Below are 20549 nucleotides of genomic sequence, written 5' to 3' on the forward strand. Positions count from 1 at the left end.
TGGCTTTACGCTAGAATGCGCGCTGTTTAGGGGCTTTGAGTAATACCATGTTAGAAGATCAATTTTGGCTTAAGCGCTCGCTTGAGCAAATGTCACAACCCGAATGGGAAGCCATTTGTGACGGCTGTGGTAAATGTTGTTTAAACACATTTATCGACAGTGAAGACGAAGATGAATTTACCGCAACGGATCAACTTCGCGAGGGTGAAGAACTGATCTTCACTAATATCGTTTGCCAATACCTAGACAACGACACCTGTGGGTGTAGCGAATATGCGAATCGCCAAACCTTGGTGCCTTCATGTGTAAAGCTCACTAAAGAAAACCTCAAAGATATCTTTTTTATGCCGCAAAGCTGTAGCTACCGCCGCCTTTACGAAGGCCGTGGCCTTGCATCTTGGCACCCGCTACTGAACGGTGGTAGTAAAGATATGATGCATGAGCTGGGTATTTCTGTGCGTGACAAAACAGTAAAAGACTGTGATGTAGACCTAGATGACTTTGACCTTTACGTGGCCGAGTGGCCAACCAGAGACATTGATTAATGAGCGCCCTTAAAGCAAGCATTGGCTTGTTAAACCCAAAAAGCCCAACGAATGTGGGTGGGGTATTACGTGCCGCGGGTTGTTACAACGCTAAGCAGGTGCTTTTTACTGGTAGCCGCTATTTACGCGCTAATAAGTACCACACCGATACCAAAAATGTGCTTGAGCATATTCCCCTAACGCAAGTTGAAAGCCTAGAGCAAGCAAAGCCTGAAGGTGCCACAACGGTGGTGATTGAGCTTGTTGAAGGTGCAACGCCACTGCCTGAATTTAAGCACCCTGAAAACGCATTTTATGTATTTGGCCCAGAAGATGGTTCGGTCAGTAAAGACGTGCTGAAATGGTGTGATGAAGTAGTGTATGTACCAACTATAGGCTGTATGAACCTAGCCGCAACCTGCAATGTTGTGCTGTACGACCGACTTGCCAAACTCGGTGGTATTGAGAGTTCAAACGACACCATTTGCAATAGTCGAGACACTAACAACTCACTTAAATGGCAACAAAAAAAGAGCGCTAAATAGTGCTCTTTTTAGATTCAAACTCAAAACTACTTTTTAGTAATTTGTACGTTACTTTCAAGGCCAATGCCGTTGTCGGTAATGTCTGTGGCAAAATAAACACCCACAGGTTGGTCGCGTAGCGAATCAAGCTCAGCCATTTCTTCATCACTTAATTGACCCGTTGATGCAATCGTATCAAGCAAAGGTAATAAGATTTTTTGTACGTCGAATGCCATGTTCACAAAGCCATTTTTAGTGACACTTTGCGACTCTAAAGTCTCGGCAATCTGCGCTGACTTATCACCCGTGAAAATCACAATATGATTTCCTTTAAGGGCCATTTTAATATCAAAGTTAAGTGGCACAGGCGATGGAATGTATTCATTGATCAGTACGGCATCACCATTGGCTGGTAGTTTTATGTTCGCAAGTGGCGGCACAAAACCTTGCGCAATTGAATACAAGCCATGGGCGTCGGTCGCAGATAGGGTAACGATGGCATCAAGTTTGTCTATTTGTGGGCCGTTGTAGTCATCAATGGTCAATGCAGCGTCTTGAACACTCACACTCATACCTTGCACGCCGTTTGCAAAACCCGACATCATAGCAAGGCCAGCGGTGCTTACTTCTTGCATTTCATTTTGTAGTGCGACAATTGGGCCACAGTTAAACTCAGCTGACTTAATTGCACCGGTTAGTGTGTTGGCAAGCGGCAGTACTTTTGCTACATCAATACCATAGGCAACACTCATCATTTGCCCGTCAAGCTCAGTGGTATGTTTTGGTACAAAACCACGCACGGCTTGTAGCGTATTAAGTAAGTCTTGATCTGTGCTTTGCAGTACCGCTTTTACGTCAAAGTCGGCGTAGTCGGCGGTAATACGGGTTTTTGTTGTGCCTGATACTGTTGCAGGCCATTTAGCGGCAATAGCTGCAATATCATCTTGACACTCAGGTGTTGAAATCATTGCTAATGCGTTGGATTGCTGGGCTTTATCAAGTAGCTCTTTAAGCATCTGGTGTAAGCGAGAGTCCTCTTTGCCTGTTACAGCATTAGCGATACGTTGATGATCAACAAAGCCAACCGAGTTGCCATCAAGTGAGAAAGTTTTAATAAGCTCAGGTAGTTTTTTAGTTTCAGCCAGTGATTGAGCCGGTTTTTCTACGCCAAGGGCAATACGTAAATCTTGATCATTAGAAAGCGCAGTGGTTAGCGTGATGGTAGCCCAATTGTTGTGAGTTGATGCAATTAGGTTGAAGTTATCTAAGCCTTCAAGTTCAATGGTAAAGCGCGTGTAACTTACGCCTTCAAGGCTTTCTGTTGTATACGCAATACCTGCTTCATCAGCAGATTGCTTAATGCTATTGATAATGCTGCTTTGATCAGCGACCTGAAAACGTACAATCGGCATTAAACCTTGCGCATACATCATGCCTTTGTAGTCATCACCAAAGCCCCAAATCGATTTGAAGGCATCGTAAGAGCTCAGTGATTGTTGGTATTTTTCCATCAGTGATGCAAGGAATAGGGCATTCTTATCATCAACTGTTTTAAGCTCAGCAATGATGGGAGTTAAATCGCTCGTGCCTTTCATTGCATCTGGCATAAGCGCAAAGTATTTGCTGTACGGAAACGGTTTAAGTTGACCATAAAAAACCGCCGTGTCGGCAGGTACGTAGGCAAGCTCAGGTAAATCTACATCAACACTGGCTTTATTTTGTGAGTACAACAACGCACCTGCAACAATAGCAATTGCGCCCCCAGCAAGAAGCTTATTATTCATAGGATGAATTCCTTTTTCTTTAATTAGTTAAAAAACATACCATGAAATAGAAACAAATTACTAGCAGGCTAACGACTAAAACTGATAGCTCACGCTTATTTGCGGGCCGTGGGTAAATGTATCATAACTAAAGAAGTTTTTATTTCCGCGTTGGCCTGTTTGGTAATCTACATAAGTGGTTTTATAGCTCATACCCAGATCCCAATGCGGGTTTATTTGATACACCGCACCTAATTTAAAGCTGCCAGTCAATTTAGCATTTAAGTTAAAGCCACCGAGATCCCCAGCAGTTGTTAATTGCCAATGTTCGCTTAATTGTTTGTTAAAGTGAAAGCCAAAAATGAGATCAATCCAATCTTCATCTCTGTCGACTACGGACACTTGTGACATAAAGTTAGGATCAAGATCGAATTCGTAGGTGTTATCCCAACGACGAATACCCACATAGTTAACCCAATCACCCATCGAAGGACTAGAAAAACGGTAAGCAACACTTAATTCGAGCACCGCTTGACGCACCCGAGCACTGAGCACGCCAAGTTTTGGGGCGTTATGAGATTTACTTAAATCCATATAGCCCCAGTCAGCAATAAAACCCCAGTTTGATTGATGATATCCCTCAAGATGGAGCATAAATGCGCTGTCGAGGTTGTTTAAAATGGTATCAAATTCGACTTCAAGGGGGGCTTCTATAGTGCCAATTGCCGAGCTGCCATCAATCGCAGTGGCCATTAAATAAGGCTCTACAGAAAATTGCCATTGGTCGGCATAAACAGTTGGTGAGGCGAATACTAAACCGAAAGATAAAATCGTTAACATACGAGGTTGTTTTAAAGTGAGCATAATCAAATCCTTTTAAGTAAATCACAGTATTAATTATAGAAACGCTGGGCTTTTTTGCATTGATTTTATGATGAAATATTTTCGTTTTGTTATTCAATCAGTGAACAACTTAACATTGAAATGGCGAGATTAGCATTGCTTTAAAAGCGGGGGATCATGTGGTGGTCGATCCAAACATGAAGGTGTTTAGGTATTTACCAATTATCGATAAATGTAAAACGGAGCAATAGCGAATGAGCCCGGCATTAATTACTGATGCCGGGCTTTTTACTCAACCTAAACAAAGTTCTAGGCTAAATCGGCTGCGCTTGGTAAAGACGCAAATGCACCATAACGGCTTACAGCAAAAGCGCCGGCTTTAGCTGCATAAGCAATGGTTTGTTCGATATTAGCTGGGGTTTGGCAAAACGCTTTAAAGCTTTGTTTGTTTTCACAGTGCTGACCAATCTTTGATAGCATGCCGCCAATAAACGCATCGCCTGCGGCGGTGGTATCAACCACTTTCGTAGCTGGTGGGTTAACTTGGCCTTTAAAGTCTGCGTGGTAAAAGCTGATTGCTTCGCCGCCATTGGTAACTAGCAAACAGGTTACACCGGCCTTTAAAATGGCATCAATGGTATGCTCAAGTGGCATTTCTTGATGGCTTTTTTGATTTAAAAACTCAAGCTCTTCAAATGAGAGTTTTACGATATCTGCCAGAGAAATAACATGCCACATTCTATCAAGCGTATGGCGCATACTTGGCCATAGGTTTTCGCGCAGATTCATATCGAAGCTACAAATTGCACCGGCTTTTTTCGCCTGAGTTAAACCATAAATAGTGGTTTGATAAATGTTGTGCTCAGTCAAACTGTTGCTGCATACATGCATGATGGCGTGATTTGCAAACATTGCATAGTCAAAATCGTCTACGCGATATAGTAAATCGGCGGCTGGTGGGCGATAAAAGCTAAACGAGCGTTCGCCACTGTCATCAAGAGATACAAACGCCAATGCTGTTTTAGCCGCATCGGTGAATGTACAGTACTGGGTGTTTACTGCATGCTGGTCAAGCTCTTGTTTAATAAAGTGACCGAACATATCATCGCCTAACATGCCGCAAAAGCTGGTGTTTAGGCCTAGTTTTGCTGCTGCAACAGCAACATTGGCAGGTGCGCCACCTGCGTATTTGGTAAATGACTCTGGTTGTTTACCATCTGATAAAAAGTCGATTAATGCTTCGCCAAAACACACTAAACTCATTATGCATTCCTCAAGGTTAAGGTTCTTAATACTTCGTAGCAGGCACCCATAGTATGGTAGTCGGTTTTGCCTGCTGGCGATTTTTCGTCACTGTATGGTTGGTTTTGTGCTGATAAAATGCGATACCAGGCACCATATTGGTGATCTACCATATGTTGCCAACTGTATTGCCAAATTTTTTCGTACCATTGCCAATAGCTTTCGTCATGTGTGGCATCAGCGAGTAGGGCCGCTGCGGCTAATGATTCGGCTTGCACCCAAAAGTATTTATCGCTATCACAAATTTGTTTATCTGGTGCAAAGCCATAGAAAATGCCTCCATGTTGCTGATCCCACGCGATGCTCAGGGTTTCATCAAACAGGCTTTTAGCGCGCGTCACCAACCAAGGTTCATCAATATGGCGGTTTAAAATAAGTAACAGTTTTGCCCACTCAGTTTGATGACCTGGTTGAAATCCCCAAGGCCTAAATAAATGCTGCGGGTCATCTTTGTTGTAATCTAAATCGATTTGCCAATTTTTAGAGTAGTGCTCCCACACTAACTGCTGACTCTGAGCTGCCAGTTTTACCGTAAAAGTTTCGGCAAGCTCTGTAGCGCGTTTTAAATAACGGGTCTCGTTAGTTGCTTCAAAACACATGAGTAAGGCTTCGCATAAATGCATATTGGCATTTTGACCGCGATAGTCATCTGCACAGCTAAAATCGGCATTTTGCTCATCTAGATAGGCATTATGCTGTGGTTCAAAGTAGTGCTGCTCTAATAAATCCCATACCTGTGAAATAGTTTTTTTGCAGTCGTTCACCCCTGCTTTTAAAGCAACCGCGTTTGCAAGCATTACAAAAGCGAGCCCGTAGCAATGGTTGGTGTCGTCTAACACGGTTACTTTGCCGTTATCATCTTGCTCAATAAGCCAAGCATAACCACCAGATGCTTGTTTATGCGCATGTTCAAGGTGAGCTAAACCATGTTTAGTGAGGCTTAAATATTCTGGGTCTTTAAACTCTATGTACGCCATTGCATAGTTAAAAACAAAGCGGGTGCTCGAGACTAAATGGCGAGTGTGTTTATCGTAAATCGCGCCATTATTTTTAAAGAACTGATAAAAGCCAGCTAAGCCATGGGCTGAATGATCAACACAATGGGGGTGATAAAAAGCAAGGGTATCTTGAATATGCTGCTTAAGAAAATCGGGGCTTTTAAAGTCAACTTTGGCCATGGGTTATTAATAAATCTGTGTACATCTTGCAACTATAGCAGGAAATAAAAAAAATTGGAACGTTCCTAGTAAATCTTTGTGCTATTTTTACTTCAATGTGTAGAATCAAAGGTAACTTGTTAACGGAGTGAAAACCACGTGAGTGAAATAAATACAAACCAATCGTTTGTCGCCGATGGTTCGCAGCAAAATAAAAACTACCTGCTACCACTGACAGCAATGACAACCCTGTTCTTTTTATGGGGTTTCATTACAGTTTTAAATGATGTGTTGATCCCGCGCTTAAAAGGGGTATTCGATTTAACCTACACAGAGGCAATGCTGGTTCAGTTTTGTTTCTTTGGTGCTTATTTTATTGTATCGCTACCTGCGGGTATGTTGGTTAAAAAAATGGGCTATAAAAATGGCGTACTAACCGGCTTAGTCGTGGCATCAATTGGCTGTATGTTATTTTACCCAGCGGTTGTAGTACATGAGTACTGGTTATTCTTAGGTGCGTTATTTGTTCTAGCAGCAGGTATTACCGTATTACAGGTATCTGCTAACCCGTATGTTGTGGCGTTAGGCCCTGAAAAAACGGCGTCGTCACGTTTAAATTTAGCTCAAGCACTTAACTCACTAGGTACCACAGTTGGTCCATATGTGGGTGGTATTTTATTCTTTGGTACAGCAGGCACACTAGCTGCAAACGCAGCAACTGCAGAATCTGTAAAAGTGCCTTACCTTATGCTTGCAGCAGCACTACTGACCATTGCTGTGGTATTTGCTTTCTTTAAATTACCAGTGATTGCAGAGCATACAGAAGAGCAAGACTGTAAAGCGAAAGGCCACAGCCTTGCCGAAGCACCTCATTTAATGATGGGTGTTATAGGTATCTTCTGTTACGTAGGTGCAGAGGTTTCAATTGGTAGCTTCTTAGTTAACTATTTTGGCGAAGAACACATTGCTGGCCTTGAAGAGCATGCGGCTGCAAGCTTAATTGCTTATTACTGGGGTGGTGCAATGGTAGGTCGTTTCATTGGATCTGCAGCACTACAAAAAATTGCGCCTTCAAAAGCGTTATTCTTTAATGCCATGATGGTTATTGTATTGCTGTTAGTGACTATATTCACTGAAGGTGATGTGGCGCTTTACTCTGTACTTGCAATTGGTTTATTCAACTCAATTATGTTCCCGACTATTTTCTCTGTTGCTATTGAAGGTTTAGGCTCACTAACCAGTAAAGGTTCGGGTTGGTTATGTTTAGCAATCGTTGGTGGTGCCTTAGTACCATTAGTACAAGGTGTAGTTGCTGATACAGTAAACATTCAACAAAGCTTCTTTGTACCAGTGATTTGTTATGCATTTATCGCTTGGTATGGCTTAAATGTTGTACGTTTAGCTGATAGCTGGAAAAAACGCATCGGCTAAAAATAACTATCAATAAAAACCCCGCACTGAGTTGCGGGGTTTTTTTGTGCCATTTTTTTTACTATACCAAAAAAACTAGATGACAAAATGATTTAATGAATACGTATTCAGGGACGGTTTAAGTAATAATCTGTAGGAACGTTCCAAGTGGTTTTTTGCTGCTTTTTTATTAATACGACTTAAGAAGTGAAATTGGCTGCCGTTAACAAAGTAATTGATTTTCAAAGAAAGCGTACTTTAATAAAAGGAACGTTTTTCTAGTTTTAGCTTAATTTTATAAGACAAAGAGCTTTAAATTTGTTAAATATAAAGAGGCTAACAACGAAAAAAATAACAAACAGGTTTGTCATGCAAAGCACTCTTAAATTTACCACCAAGGTAACTGTGGCTGCATCACTGGTTTTAGTGATAGTGCTCGGTTTATTCACCATTAATAACTTCATCTCTATGCGCAGCCAAACGCAGGAGCAGCTTTCGCTTGTTCTTCAAGAGATTTCTCAGTCAGTGTCGCAAAATATAGCTAACTGGTTAAATGCTAAATTAGCCATTGTTTCGTCAGTTGCTGATACCTATCAACTTGGTGATAGCAAAGAGCTTACACTTACTCAGCTGAACACTGCCGACAAAGCGGGGAGTTTTAAAAATACCTACATCGGTATCACCGACGGCACCTTTGTATTGAATGACCAATCTGTTGTCTTACCACCTGACTACGATGCAACAACACGTCCGTGGTACAAGCTTGTTGAAAACAAAACAAACACAGCCTTTACTGCCCCGTATATTGATGTAACCACCAATGAACTGACTATTTCGGCCGTAGCGCCAATGCAAGCTAACGGTGTGTTTAGCGGTGTTGCAGGTGCCGACATCGACATGAAAACCATCACTAAAATCGTCAACGAAATTGACTTTTTAGGGTTTGGTTATGGCTTTTTACTAGATAGTGAAGGGCGCATTTTAAGCCACCCAGAAACTAAATTTAACGATAAAAACATGAGTGACTTATTCGGTAAAAGCTTGTCGTTACAATCTGAGTTTGTTGAAGTACAGGTAGGTGGCTTAGACAAATTAGTATCGTTTACCAAAATCAAAGGAATTCAAAACGTTGATTGGTATTTGGGTGTGGTGATCAACGAAGAAATTGCTTACTCATCAGTTGCCTCATTTAGAAATATGGCGGCTATCTACATGCTAATGGGTATAGTGGCGATTGTATTAATGATGCAGTTTTTACTTCGCTATTTAATGCGTCCAATGCAGCGCTTAAACGATGCAATTAAAGATATTGCAGAGGGTGAGGGGGATTTAACCCGCCGTCTTGAGGTTGAAAACAATGACGAGTTTGGCGAGCTAAGCCATTACTTTAATGCGTTCATCGAGAAAATTCATACATCAATTGAGCAAGTTAAAAATACCACCGTTGAGCTTGAGCGCTTAGTTGAGAGTTTAGTTAATCAAACTCAAGGCACGCTCGACATGTATGCTGACCAAACAAAACGTACTGATAACGTGGCAACTGCAATCAATGAGCTGACATCGAGTGCGGTAGAAATCTCAAATAGTGCAAGTAATGCGTCAACGTTAGCAACCAGTGCTAACAGCCAATCATTACAAAGCCAATCTGCATTAGCTGACAACTTATCAGCTATTAATGCTTTATCTCGTAATATGGAGCAGGCGCAAAAAACCATTAATAGCTTAGATGCACACACTGTAAGCATTGGCCAAGTACTTGAAGTGATCAAAGGTGTGAGTGAGCAAACTAACTTGCTAGCACTTAATGCAGCGATAGAGGCAGCACGTGCAGGTGAAGCAGGTCGTGGTTTTGCGGTTGTAGCCGACGAAGTACGCCAACTTGCGCACCGTACACAACAATCAACACAAGAAATCGAAGACACCATTTCTCAGTTACAACAAGGTTCTGCGTCTGCCGTTGAAGTTATGACGGCCAGTATCCGCGACAGTGAAAAGAGTGTTGAGCAAGCTCATGTAGCAGGCGATAAAATGGCTGAGGTAACCCGTGCCATTGAGTCAATTGATGAGGTGAACCACAGTGTTGCCAATGCCACGACTGAGCAAAACCAAGTGATTCAAAGCCTAGACAGTGATATACACTCAATTAGTGAGCTTTCAAATCAAGGTCAAAGCAATCTTAATAACACCTTGAATGAGTGCACTAAATTGAAAGCCCAGTTCTATGAGCTTGAGCAATTGGTACTTAAATTTAAAGTTTAGTTGTTAAGAGACTGCAATTTTGGATCAAAATTGGCTTAATGCCATTACTTTAAACAGTGTCGACACGGCGGATAAACAGCGTCGTGCCTTCACGTTATTTGCCATGGCTTTTTTTGCCATCGTATTAATCACTTCGTTAGTGTTATCTAACTATCAAATTTACGCCTTACCGCTCACTATTATGTTAGTGGTGAGCGATATAACTATTGTGCTGTGCATGCTCTATTACTTTCGCACTGGTGCTTTAGTCTCTGTAAGCTGCATTATTTTATCGATCATTTTGCTGCTCTGTGTAGCATTGGTATACACCGGCGGCAAAGAAAACACCGCTTTATATTGGCTTATGTTTTACCCTATTGTGGCTTATGTCACCTTAGGGTTAAAAGTGGGCAGTGTGTTGGTTGGGATTATGTATGCTAGTGCAGTTGCACTGCTGTTTAGCCCCAACTTCGGGCAAGCGCATTACGGGCAAGTTGAAACCTCACGCTTTTTAGCCTCTTTCTCTATGGTGATTTTGTTTTCTGGGATCAGTGAATACTTTAGGCAAAAAAGCCATCAAAAAATTGCTGACATTACTTTAATAGAAAAACGCGATGCATTAACAGACCCGCTAACAGGTCTTGCCAATCGTCGTTACATTTATGAGCATATTCAGCCGCGCCTTGAAGCTGAAGCGGCTAATTATTTACCTATGTCGGTATTATTAATTGATTTAGATAACTTTAAATCACTTAACGATACTTATGGTCATGACTTTGGCGATCAGGCATTAATAGCCTTTACCTCTATGCTGCACGATAAGTTACGTGGCACAGATATAAAAGCCCGTTATGGCGGCGAAGAGTTTATTATTTTGCTACCAAAAGCGGGGCTTAATATTGCCCATGCCGTGGCTGAAAAACTGCGTAGTTATGTCGCCGAGAAACAGATCCCTTATGATGTGGGGCAGTCTGTGACTATTACCTGTAGTATCGGTATTGCCAGCCTAGAACGTGGTAGCCAATTTAGTAAAGCGATTAAACAAGCTGACGACAACCTCTATAAAGCCAAAGCAAAAGGGCGTAATGTAGTGGTCTCTGATCTAACTGAGATAAGCTAAATGGCAAAGTTAATTTATGTATACGACCCAATGTGTAGTTGGTGTTGGGGCTACAGAGAAACCTGGTTAAAACTCCAAGCAGCCCTTGGCGATAAACTTGCTATTGAATATAAAGTGGGTGGCCTCGCGCCTGATTCAGATGAGCCAATGCCAAAAGATATGCAGCAGTTTTTACAGCAAACATGGCAACGTATTGAACAGCAGCTTGGCACGCCATTCAATCATGAGTTTTGGCATACCGCGCAACCACGACGCTCTACTTACCCTGCATGCCGTGCTGTGCTTCTTGCAAGGCAGCACAATAAAGAATGTGAAATGCTACACGCCATTCAAAAAGCCTACTACTTAGATGCACAAAATCCATCTGACATCAGCACCCTTACAAGCCTTGCAGAGCAAATTGGGTTAGAAAAAAACGTATTCATTAAAGAAATTGAAAGTGAAAAAATAAATTCATTGCTTATGGCCGAAATAAACCAAGCGAGAAGCTTACCTATTCAAGGTTTTCCATCTTTAGTCCTTGAAAATAAAGGGAAGTATGCTGCTATCCCGGTTAATTATTTAGATTGGCAAAGCAATTATCAGCAAATTATAGACGTTATTTAATTTGGTTGCTGGTTAAGCCTATTGAATTAAAAAGTTTTAAGCCAAACGTGATAATTAACCTCGTTTTGGCTTTGTAACGAGCCCGAAGATGAAAATAGCTCAAATAAAGATCATATATCAGGGAGTTAGGCCAAATGTATATGCTCAAAATTAAAAATCAATTCAATCTCATCATCTAGTCTTCTTCCTGTTGGAGCAAATCCAAGCTTTTGATAAATTGAAAGTGCATTACCATCTTCTTTATCCATTGTGGTTAGTGACACACCTTGCAAACCTACGAGTGAGGCGTATTGCTTACTAAAATTAATTGCTTGTTTTCCCAGCCCAAGACCTTGAAAATTATAGTCAACCATAACGCGCCACAAGTAGAGATAATCTTTTTGAAAATGTTCATCGAAATCTTCGAGTATTCTTGGATCGATTAAAGATATTAAACCAGCAGGTTTATTATCTACATAAATGCCATAACTGATACTATCTTCGTTGAAAATAGCTTGAATAATCCACTCGGCATTGTTGTCGATAAGATGCTTTTGAGATTCTTTAACTTTGAGGTTGATAACTTGATCTGCAATATTACCGTTTAATTTTAAGAAGCTGACTTTACCCATACTGTTTATCTCAGATATATTTTGAGTTGTAATATATCAAAGAAACTTTTTAGTATTCTACTTTGTTAGTATTTTACCCTTCTTTAGGGTAACAAACCGAACCCAAAGCTAAAAATTGAAAATTAATAAGGACACAATTCTGCAACTTTTGCCTTATTCTTGCCCAATATAAACTAATTGTTACAGCTGTCATATTTTTGTATTTTTTGCGCAACATGCTTGTCATTTTTCATCGTTATCCTTTCGCACAATAAAACAACCCAACTAGCAAATTAAGCTAACTTAACGAGTAAAGGTGTATGCGATGAAAGGCGTTAAACCACTGATTTTAGCAGGTATTGTAGCGGCATCTGCAGCAGTACATGCAAACGATCTAGATAAAGTAATTGATAAAAGCAGCGAGATAAACAAATCTGCAGCGCAATCACAAACTAAAATCGACAAGATTGCAGATTCAATGCAAGGTCGTTTACAACAATTCAAAGCCCTTAATAAAGAAATTGACGGCTTAACTGTTTATAACGCGCAACTTACTAAGCAATTAAACAACCAAATTGCAGAAATGGACGCGTTAAACGAGTCAATGGATCAGGTATCAGTTATTGAGCGTCAAATCACGCCGTTAATGATGCGTATGATCACAGGTCTTGAGCAATTTGTTGCACTAGACGTGCCTTTCTTAACTGAAGAACGTAGCAAGCGTATTGCATCATTAAAAGAAATGATGGACCGCGCAGACATCACTTCAAGTGAAAAATTCCGCCGCTTACTTGAAGCTTACCAAGTAGAAGTTGATTACGGTCGTACTATCGAAGCGTACACAGCATTACTGAATGTAGATGGCCAAGAGCGCGAAGTAGATTTCTTACGCATCGGTCGTTTAGAACTTATTTATTTAACACGCGACGGCAAAAAAGCAGGTAGCTGGGATAAAGAAACAAAATCGTTTGTTGAATTACCAGATTCTGCAATCAGCCAAATCAACAAAGGTTTACGCATTGCACGTAAGCAACTTGCCCCAGATATGTTAACACTGCCAGTCCACGCTGCTGAATAAGAGGTTTGAGATGAAATTATTAACGAAAATGACAAAAATGGCCGTGTTTGCAGCTGGCCTTGGTTTTGCAGGTAGTAGCCTAGCGGCTGAGCCAATGGATTTAGACTCATTACTAAAAACATTAGAGCAAGGTAAAGCACAGCAAAGCGCTGAAAATAAACAACGTGAACAAGAGTTCATGGCGCGTCAAAACGAACAAGTACAAATGCTTAAAGATACACAAGCAAAACGTACTGCAATGCTTAACGAGTCTGAGCGTTTAGAAACTCAATTTGAAGAGAACGAAGTAAAGCTTGCTAACTTAACAGACACACTTTCAAACCGTATGGGTTCACTTAAAGAGCTATTCGGTGTGTTACAACAAGTAGCGGGCGATTCAAGCAATAAATTCATGACGTCAGTTGTTTCTGCAGAGCTTCCTGGTCGTAGTAACTTCATGGATGAGCTAGCACAAAAAATGGGTTCAACGTCAAAGCTTGCTTCTATCGATGATATCGAAAAAGTATGGTTTGAATTACAACGCGAAATGACTGAGCAAGGTAAAGTATCTCGCTTTACAACAGATGTAATCGTTGAAGGTGGCAGCAAAGCACAAAAAGAAGTGGTGCGTGTTGGTGCATTTAACTTAATCGCAGATGGTAAATACCTTGAGTACACACCGGCTACAAATACAATCAGCCAGCTTACGCGTCAGCCAAGCAGCCGTTACACAGCAACTGCAGCTGATTTACAGCAAGCAAATTCAGGTGTTGTACCGTTCGCACTTGACCCTACAGGTGGTTCAATCTTAGGCCTTTTAGTACAAGCACCAGACACTGAAGAGCAAGTTCACCAAGGTGGTACGGTTGGTTACATCATCTTAGGTGTTGGCTTAATCGCTTTACTAATTGCACTTGAGCGTTTTGTATCTCTGATGATTATGGGTAGCAAAATCCGTCGTCAGCTTAAAGACACAGTGGCACGTGATGACAACCCACTTGGTCGCGTAATGAAAGTGAAAGACCAGTACCCAGATGTAGCGTACGACACGCTTGAGCTTAAATTAAGTGAAGCTATCATTCGTGAAATGCCAAAAATTACTCGTAACCTGACACTAATTAAGATTATCTCTGTAGTAGCACCACTACTTGGTCTACTAGGTACGGTAACCGGTATGATTAACACCTTCCAAGCAATTACCTTGTTCGGTACAGGTGACCCTAAACTAATGGCGGGTGGTATTTCTCAGGCACTTGTAACAACGGTACTTGGTCTGGTTGTGGCTATTCCAACAGTATTCTTATACACACTTCTTAACACGCGTTCTAAAAATATGCTGTTGATTTTACAAGAGCAAAGCGCAGGTATCATCGCAGAGCGAAGCGAGAAAGGAGCATAAATCATGGTGCTATTGATTGATGCAATCAATGCTCTACGTGATTTCCTCGACACAGGTGGCCAAGTTCTCTTGGTCATCGGGGTCCTCATCTTCGCGATGTGGTTATTGATACTTGAGCGTTTTATGTATTTCTTTGGTGGCTTTAAACGCTACAAGAAAGACGTAAAAAGCACTTGGAGCAATAGAGCAGAGCGTAACAGCTGGAACGCAGAGCAAATTCGCCAAGCGATGATTTCACGCGCTGGCATGCAACTAAATAATAACCTTGCGCTAATCAACGTAATGGTTGCGTTATGTCCACTTTTAGGTCTGTTAGGTACCGTAACCGGCATGATCGAAGTATTTGATGTAATGGCAATTACAGGCACAGGCAGTGCACGTTCGATGGCATCAGGGGTGTCTAAAGCCACTATCCCAACAATGGCCGGTATGGTGGGTGCACTTTCAGGGGTTTTCGCATCAACGTTCTTACAACGTCGTGCAAAACGCGAAGTGCAATTACTTGAAGACAACATGGTCTTAGACCACTAAACGAATTTTAGGGTGATGTGAGTATCACCCACTAGGAGACTAACAATGAGAGCGCCACTAGGTAACTTATTTCAAGAAGACGACGCAGAAGAAATCAACATGACGCCAATGCTAGACGTTGTTTTCATCATGCTTATCTTCTTTATCGTAACAGCATCATTCGTAAAAGAAGCCGGTATTGATGTAAACCGCCCAGAAGCAGCAACGGCAGTGAAAAAAGAGCGTGCCAACATCTTAGTTGCTATTTCTGACAAAGGTGAAATTTGGATCAACAAACGCCAAGTAGATGTTCGTGCAGTACAAGCAAATATCGAGCGCTTAAAAGCTGAAAACCCACAAGGTAGCGTGGTTATTCAAGCTGATAAAAAAGCCACAACCGATGTACTTATTAAAGTAATGGATGCATCGCGAGCTGCAGGCGCATTTGATGTGTCGATTGCAGCGCAAGAAGCATCATAAGGAATGTGAGCGATGCGTTATATAGTTGCATTAATCATCGCTGGTATCGTGACTGTCATGCTGTTTTTAGGCATGCAGGCACTGATCACCGGTGGTGAAGGGGCCATGTCTGAGCCCGTAAAAGGAAACGTACTTGATTTTGTTCGTCTGAAAAAAGAAGAGACAGTGCAAAAGAAAGAACGTAAACCGCAAAAGCCACCAACGCCAAAAGAGCCACCTCCGCCAATGGAATCACCGCAAATGCAAAACAGTGATCCTAACGCGAGCAATGCCAATTTTGACTTTGGTGCTAGTGTTGAAGCCGACGTTAACTTAGCTGGCGGCTTAGCCCTTGAATCAAGCGACGGTGAATACTTACCGATTGTAAAAGTAGCGCCTGTTTATCCGCGCCGAGCTTTATCGCGTGGGATCGAAGGCTATGTGATTGTTGAGTTTACAGTAACCAAGCAAGGCACAGTACGTGACCCGAAAGTTATTAAAGCTGAACCAGAGTCATTGTTTGACCGCGCTGCGATGGATGCAGCACTTAAATTTAAATATAAACCGCGCGTTGTTAACGGTGAAGCTGTTGAAGTAGCGGGCGTACAGAACAAAATTTCTTTCCAAATTAACGGTTAGAAAAGAGGAATGCGATTATGAAACCTTTAAAAGTTGCCGTGATTTGCGCGGCTGCTTTCACAAGCAGCCTTGTAGTCCCAAGCGTTGTTAGCATGTTACCAGGTGTAACACTGGCAACAGCTTACGCACAAGAACAAAAAACTAAACGAGTACCTGCACTGCGCGAAAAAGTGTATAGCCAATTAGCACGAGCACAGAAGCTGGCTGATGATGGTGATGCAAAAGCAGGGCTAGAAGCTCTTGATAGTATTCAAGAGCGCTCTTCGAGCATGAACTCGTATGAAATTGCCATGATGCATAATTTCTATGGTTTTATTTACTACAACGAAAACGACCTTGATAAAGCAATTGCATCGTTTGAAAAAGTAGTGAACGAAGATGCGATCCCAGAAACATTACGTGTAAGCACCACCTTTAGCTTAGCGCAACTTGCAATGGCTAATAGCGATTACGAAAAGGTAATCAAATATTTAGCACAGTGGGATGTGATTAACGACAAGCCTAAAACAGATGCTTATTACGTATTGAAATCTCAAGCGTATTATCAGCTTAAAGATTACCAAAAAGGCATTGAGAACATTAACCTAGCTATCGCAGAAGCCGACAGCAAAGGTGAAATGCCAAAAGAAAACTGGTTAATCTTACAACGTGCAATGTACTACTCACTTAATCAGTCTGACAAAGTGGTCGAGGTACTTGAGCGTTTAGTTAAGCTTTACAACAAGCCAGAGTACTGGGTTCAGTTAGGTGGCATGTACGGTGAAACAGGCGCAGAGAAAAAGCAATTAGCGATTTTAGAAGCGGCATACCAACAAGGTTTCATGAAATCTAAATCAGATTTACGTCAATTATCACAAGTGTATTTATACAACGGCCTGGCTTTTAAAGCGGCGAACGTGATGAGTAAAGCTATGCAAGACGGTGTCGCTGAAAAATCAGCGAAAAACTATGCCTTTGTTGCAGAAGCAATGGTACAAGCAAAAGAAGCTGAAAAGTCACTTGCTTACTTTGCAAAAGCCGCTGATTTAGTAACGCATGGTCAGTACGAACAACGTATTGCAGAGGTAAGTATTAATCTTGAAAAATACGAAGAAGCAGCGGATGCAGCACGTAAAGCTCTAGATAAAGGCGGCTTAGAGTTCGAATCAAATGTATATGTTGCCTTAGGTATGGCGCAGTACAATTTACAAAACTTTGATGCCTCGATTTTAGCGTTTGAACAAGCGGAAAAACACAAAAAGTCGCAGCGTTTAGCTGAGCAATGGATCAAGTATGTGAAGCGTGAAAAAGTGCACGCCGAAACATTACGTACCGCTTTACTCTAAATCGTATTCAACAGGTAAGCGTACAAAAGAACTAATTTATAATCGCAACACCAAAGCTGCCTTCGGGCGGCTTTTTTCCGTTTCAAAAATAAACTAACTTACTCTTTTTTAAATAATTAATATTGTCATTTTATGTTTATTAAAGTGTAACTAGTTTGTCATACAGCTCCCGTAAGGTAGTCGCAGTTTAAAACTCAAGTGACCCAAAAGCATTAAGTTTCAGTGCTTTTTGGTGACTTGAGTTTATGCGCTAACACAATAATTAAATATCTATCTTAACGGAGTGAACAATGAAATTATCTGGCTTATTCAAGGTTAGTCTTGTAGCTACAGCAATCTCACTAGCAGGTTGTGGCGGTGGTGATATCAACATCAACGTAGAAGAAACAGTTGAGCAACCAACTACACCTACTAACCCAACTACACCACCAACAACTGAAGAGTTACCGGGTGTATACAGCCAAAGTCTTTCGAATGAAGTGTCTGCTGCATTAGGTCGTGATGTGACAGTACAAGTTCTTTCAGGCGTAATCACTGAAGATACAACATTATCAACAGACGCATTCTGGGCACTTGATGGTGCAGTATTTGTTGGTAACGATAAAGCAGACAGTGCAACATTAACGATTGAAGCAGGTGCGGTAGTATTCGGTAACAGCGGTTCTGATTACCTAGTTGTTAGCCGTGACTCTAAAATTGAAGCTACAGGTACTAAAAACGACCCTATCATCTTTACTTCTAAGCAAGACGTAGTTGGTGAAGAAACATCTGCAGGCCAATGGGGCGGTATGGTGCTTCTTGGTAATGGTATTTCTAATAAGTGCCCTGCTGAAGGCGATTGTGCTCTTCAAGTTGAAGGTGTTGAATCAGGTGCTGTATTTGGCGGTACAGACAATACAGATAATTCAGGTACATTAAAATATGTTGTTGTTAAAAACGCTGGTTATGAAATTGCCCCAGATAATGAACTAAATGGTATTACGTTCGGTGCTGTAGGTTCTGGTACAACAGTTGAATACTTACAAGTTCACAACAACTCAGATGATGGTGTTGAATTCTTCGGTGGTGCTGTAAACCTTAAACACGTTGTATTAACAAGCATCGACGATGATAGCATCGACTGGGACAATGGTTACCAAGGTAAAATGCAATTCGTTTATGTTGAACAAGATCCAGATTCAACAGATGCAAACCGTGGTATCGAAGCAGATAACGACGGTAGCACACCGTCTAAAGAACCAAAATCATTACCAATCATTTCTAACTTAACAATCATCGGAAACAACTTTGACGGTGAAGATGATGCAGAGGGTATCTACCTTCGTGAAGGTACAGGTTTACACCTTTACAACTCTGTGATCACTGGCTCTGACGAAATGGGTGAGTGTTTAGAAATTGAAGGTGCGGAAGACGGTGCTAGCGAAACAGTTAACAACGCTAACGATGGCACTATCTTAATGCAAAATACGTTTATGTCGTGTACTAATGGCGAAAACTTCAAAAACCCAGTTGATGGTAGCGGCAACACGTTACTTGAGCTTGAAACATGGTTTACAGCTCAATCTGGCAACGTAATTAATGATAAGCCAATGCTTGGTGCAAACGGTCAACCAATTGCAGGTTCTCCATTACTAGGCGCGGGCCAAGATGTAGCGAATACTGTTGATGCGTTCTTTGATACAGTTGACTTTGTTGGTGCATTAAATGACTCAGATGATTGGCGTGAAGGTTGGGCATTTGGTTACGGTGGCGGTGAAGTAACTGCACCACCAGCAGTAGCAGGTTGCCCATCAGGTACAACGTCAATTTCTCCAGTTGATGGCAGCACAACAACATGTGAAGTGTCTGGTCGTATCACCGCAGATTTAACACTTACTGCGGGTAACTACTACGCATTAAGCGGTGCAGTATTTGTAGGTGATGATAATGCAGATTCAGCTACTTTAACAATTGAGCCAGGTGTAACAGTATATGGTCGTACAGGCGATGATTACTTAGTAATTAGCCGTGGTTCAAAAATTAATGCTAACGGTACTAAAGATGAGCCAATCTCATTCACTTCAAGCCAAGATGTTATGGGTGGTACTACAGCAGCTGGTCAGTGGGGCGGTTTAGTTCTTCTTGGTAACGCACCATCAAACAAGTGTCCAGCAGAAGGCGATTGTGCGCTTCAAGTTGAAGGTGTTGAGTCAGGTGCCGTGTTCGGTGGTACTGATACAACGGATAACTCAGGTACGCTGCGTTATGTTCGTGTGATGAATGGTGGTTACGAAATCGCACCAGATAACGAATTAAACGGTATCACGTTCGGTGGTGTTGGTTCTGGTACAACTGTTGAGTATGTACAAGTACACCAAAATGCGGATGACGGTGTTGAGTTCTTCGGTGGTAACGTACAAGCGAAGTACTTAGTACTAACAAGCATTCAAGATGACAGCATCGACTGGGACAATGGTTTCCAAGGTAAAATGCAGCACATTCTTGTTAAGCAAGCAGCTGATAACTCAGACGCCAACCGTGGTATTGAAGCAGACAACGATGGTTCTACACCGTCTAAAACACCTAAGTCAAACCCAACAATTGCTAACTTAACAATTATCGGTAATACCTTTGATGGTGAAGATGACTCAGAAGGTATGTACTTCCGTGAAGGTACGGGAGCGCAAATCTATAACGCAATCGTAACGGGCCCTGAAGGTATGGGCGAATGTCTTGAGATTGAAGGTGCTGCTTCAGGTGAAAGTGAAACAGTGAACAATGCCCAAGATGGTACTTTAATGATTAAATCATCAGTGATTGCATGTTCTGAAAACTTCAAAGACCCAAGCGGTGTAGATTTCAGTGTTGAGAACTGGTGGACAAACACATTAGGTAACTTAGTTGCTACAGGTCAAACGCAAGTTGTAAATGGTATCTTTACTATCGATACAACAACAGCGACAGACGTTAAAGCAATCGACGGTTTCTTCGATACAACAACGCACATTGGTGCAGTATCTGCTGATAACAACTGGACTGAAGGTTGGACGGTAGGTCTGGAATAACACAGTAAGCGAGGTGCTAAACAACGTGTTTAGCACCTT

At 41.6% G+C, this 20549-nt stretch carries 18 protein-coding genes; 13 read left to right on the forward strand and 5 right to left on the reverse strand.

The features are described 5' to 3' along the window. Window positions 1–47 precede the first annotated feature (47 nt). Both WA256_RS07485 and WA256_RS07490 read left to right on the forward strand, forming a co-directional pair. Window positions 48–545, forward strand: coding sequence for a YcgN family cysteine cluster protein (locus tag WA256_RS07485; RefSeq protein WP_054552059.1), 498 nt, complete (start codon window positions 48–50; stop codon window positions 543–545). Next, window positions 545–1069 carry an RNA methyltransferase gene (locus WA256_RS07490; RefSeq protein ID WP_335990250.1) on the forward strand — a complete coding sequence of 175 codons (525 nt, stop codon included), beginning with the start codon at window positions 545–547 and terminating at the stop codon, window positions 1067–1069. The genes WA256_RS07485 and WA256_RS07490 overlap by 1 nt, the downstream gene beginning before the upstream one ends. A 26-nt stretch (window positions 1070–1095) precedes the next feature. Here WA256_RS07490 and WA256_RS07495 read toward each other — a convergent pair whose 3' ends face one another. The 4 genes from WA256_RS07495 to WA256_RS07510 all read right to left on the reverse strand — a co-directional run bounded on the left by WA256_RS07495 (window position 1096) and on the right by WA256_RS07510 (window position 6134). Beyond that, window positions 1096–2832, reverse strand: coding sequence for a hypothetical protein (locus tag WA256_RS07495; protein ID WP_062565614.1), 1737 nt, complete (start codon window positions 2830–2832; stop codon window positions 1096–1098). 75 nt (window positions 2833–2907) lie between these two features. Continuing rightward, window positions 2908–3675: a hypothetical protein gene (locus tag WA256_RS07500; protein WP_062565613.1), complete on the reverse strand. Its 768-nt coding sequence runs from the start codon at window positions 3673–3675 to the stop codon at window positions 2908–2910. 288 nt (window positions 3676–3963) lie between these two features. After that, window positions 3964–4917 carry a carbohydrate kinase family protein gene (locus WA256_RS07505; protein ID WP_062565612.1) on the reverse strand — a complete coding sequence of 318 codons (954 nt, stop codon included), beginning with the start codon at window positions 4915–4917 and terminating at the stop codon, window positions 3964–3966. After that, window positions 4917–6134 (reverse strand): AGE family epimerase/isomerase, encoded by a 1218-nt coding sequence (locus WA256_RS07510; protein WP_062565611.1) that lies wholly within the window; start codon window positions 6132–6134, stop codon window positions 4917–4919. The genes WA256_RS07505 and WA256_RS07510 overlap by 1 nt, the downstream gene beginning before the upstream one ends. Before the next feature lie 138 nt (window positions 6135–6272). Here WA256_RS07510 and fucP point away from each other — a divergent pair, with 138 nt between their 5' ends. The 4 genes from fucP to WA256_RS07530 all read left to right on the forward strand — a co-directional run bounded on the left by fucP (window position 6273) and on the right by WA256_RS07530 (window position 11487). Next, window positions 6273–7544, forward strand: a complete 1272-nt coding sequence (gene fucP / locus WA256_RS07515; RefSeq protein ID WP_062565610.1) for an L-fucose:H+ symporter permease — start codon at window positions 6273–6275, stop codon at window positions 7542–7544. A 348-nt stretch (window positions 7545–7892) separates the two neighbouring features. After that, window positions 7893–9782, forward strand: a complete 1890-nt coding sequence (locus WA256_RS07520) for a methyl-accepting chemotaxis protein (RefSeq protein WP_304637769.1) — start codon at window positions 7893–7895, stop codon at window positions 9780–9782. Between the two features lie 19 nt (window positions 9783–9801). Continuing rightward, complete coding sequence (locus WA256_RS07525) at window positions 9802–10881, forward strand: diguanylate cyclase (protein WP_240701533.1); 1080 nt, start codon at window positions 9802–9804, stop codon at window positions 10879–10881. Further along, on the forward strand, window positions 10882–11487 hold the full coding sequence (locus WA256_RS07530) for a DsbA family protein (protein ID WP_165385120.1): 606 nt from the start codon (window positions 10882–10884) through the stop codon (window positions 11485–11487). It abuts the gene before it with no gap. A 125-nt stretch (window positions 11488–11612) separates the two neighbouring features. On the opposite strand, the gene WA256_RS07535 is transcribed toward WA256_RS07530, so the two are convergent. Further along, window positions 11613–12098: a GNAT family N-acetyltransferase gene (locus tag WA256_RS07535; protein WP_062565606.1), complete on the reverse strand. Its 486-nt coding sequence runs from the start codon at window positions 12096–12098 to the stop codon at window positions 11613–11615. A gap of 304 nt (window positions 12099–12402) precedes the next feature. On the opposite strand from WA256_RS07535, the gene WA256_RS07540 reads away from it, so the two are divergent. From WA256_RS07540 to WA256_RS07570, 7 genes are all read left to right on the forward strand, one after another. Then, a complete protein-coding gene (locus tag WA256_RS07540; RefSeq protein WP_062565605.1) occupies window positions 12403–13155 on the forward strand; it encodes a DUF3450 domain-containing protein in 753 nt (250 codons plus the stop codon). A gap of 10 nt (window positions 13156–13165) precedes the next feature. Next, window positions 13166–14533 (forward strand): MotA/TolQ/ExbB proton channel family protein, encoded by a 1368-nt coding sequence (locus WA256_RS07545; RefSeq protein WP_054552069.1) that lies wholly within the window; start codon window positions 13166–13168, stop codon window positions 14531–14533. Window positions 14534–14536: 3 nt separating this feature from the next. Continuing rightward, window positions 14537–15064 carry a MotA/TolQ/ExbB proton channel family protein gene (locus tag WA256_RS07550; protein WP_054552070.1) on the forward strand — a complete coding sequence of 176 codons (528 nt, stop codon included), beginning with the start codon at window positions 14537–14539 and terminating at the stop codon, window positions 15062–15064. Window positions 15065–15109: 45 nt separating this feature from the next. Further along, window positions 15110–15523 (forward strand): ExbD/TolR family protein, encoded by a 414-nt coding sequence (locus WA256_RS07555; protein ID WP_036971869.1) that lies wholly within the window; start codon window positions 15110–15112, stop codon window positions 15521–15523. Between the two features lie 12 nt (window positions 15524–15535). Continuing rightward, window positions 15536–16141, forward strand: coding sequence for an energy transducer TonB (locus tag WA256_RS07560; protein WP_054552071.1), 606 nt, complete (start codon window positions 15536–15538; stop codon window positions 16139–16141). Between the two features lie 17 nt (window positions 16142–16158). Next, window positions 16159–17466 (forward strand): tetratricopeptide repeat protein, encoded by a 1308-nt coding sequence (locus WA256_RS07565; protein ID WP_062565604.1) that lies wholly within the window; start codon window positions 16159–16161, stop codon window positions 17464–17466. Window positions 17467–17756: 290 nt separating this feature from the next. After that, window positions 17757–20510 (forward strand): hypothetical protein, encoded by a 2754-nt coding sequence (locus WA256_RS07570; protein WP_062565603.1) that lies wholly within the window; start codon window positions 17757–17759, stop codon window positions 20508–20510. The last annotated feature ends 39 nt before the right edge of the window (window positions 20511–20549 follow it).

This window comes from Pseudoalteromonas sp. CH_XMU1449-3 (assembly GCF_037027245.1).
GTDB classification, from domain to species: Bacteria; Pseudomonadota; Gammaproteobacteria; order Enterobacterales; family Alteromonadaceae; genus Pseudoalteromonas; species Pseudoalteromonas shioyasakiensis.

Coding starts and splice junctions, on each gene's coding strand:
- WA256_RS07485 (WP_054552059.1), top strand. CDS start 48: ATGTTAGAAGATCAATTTTGGCTTAAGCGCTCGCTTGAGCAAATGTCA.
- WA256_RS07490 (WP_335990250.1), top strand. CDS start 545: ATGAGCGCCCTTAAAGCAAGCATTGGCTTGTTAAACCCAAAAAGCCCA.
- WA256_RS07495 (WP_062565614.1), bottom strand. CDS start 2,832: ATGAATAATAAGCTTCTTGCTGGGGGCGCAATTGCTATTGTTGCAGGT.
- WA256_RS07500 (WP_062565613.1), bottom strand. CDS start 3,675: ATGCTCACTTTAAAACAACCTCGTATGTTAACGATTTTATCTTTCGGT.
- WA256_RS07505 (WP_062565612.1), bottom strand. CDS start 4,917: ATGAGTTTAGTGTGTTTTGGCGAAGCATTAATCGACTTTTTATCAGAT.
- WA256_RS07510 (WP_062565611.1), bottom strand. CDS start 6,134: ATGGCCAAAGTTGACTTTAAAAGCCCCGATTTTCTTAAGCAGCATATT.
- WA256_RS07520 (WP_304637769.1), top strand. CDS start 7,893: ATGCAAAGCACTCTTAAATTTACCACCAAGGTAACTGTGGCTGCATCA.
- WA256_RS07530 (WP_165385120.1), top strand. CDS start 10,882: ATGGCAAAGTTAATTTATGTATACGACCCAATGTGTAGTTGGTGTTGG.
- WA256_RS07535 (WP_062565606.1), bottom strand. CDS start 12,098: ATGGGTAAAGTCAGCTTCTTAAAATTAAACGGTAATATTGCAGATCAA.
- WA256_RS07540 (WP_062565605.1), top strand. CDS start 12,403: ATGAAAGGCGTTAAACCACTGATTTTAGCAGGTATTGTAGCGGCATCT.
- WA256_RS07545 (WP_054552069.1), top strand. CDS start 13,166: ATGAAATTATTAACGAAAATGACAAAAATGGCCGTGTTTGCAGCTGGC.
- WA256_RS07550 (WP_054552070.1), top strand. CDS start 14,537: ATGGTGCTATTGATTGATGCAATCAATGCTCTACGTGATTTCCTCGAC.
- WA256_RS07555 (WP_036971869.1), top strand. CDS start 15,110: ATGAGAGCGCCACTAGGTAACTTATTTCAAGAAGACGACGCAGAAGAA.
- WA256_RS07560 (WP_054552071.1), top strand. CDS start 15,536: ATGCGTTATATAGTTGCATTAATCATCGCTGGTATCGTGACTGTCATG.
- WA256_RS07565 (WP_062565604.1), top strand. CDS start 16,159: ATGAAACCTTTAAAAGTTGCCGTGATTTGCGCGGCTGCTTTCACAAGC.
- WA256_RS07570 (WP_062565603.1), top strand. CDS start 17,757: ATGAAATTATCTGGCTTATTCAAGGTTAGTCTTGTAGCTACAGCAATC.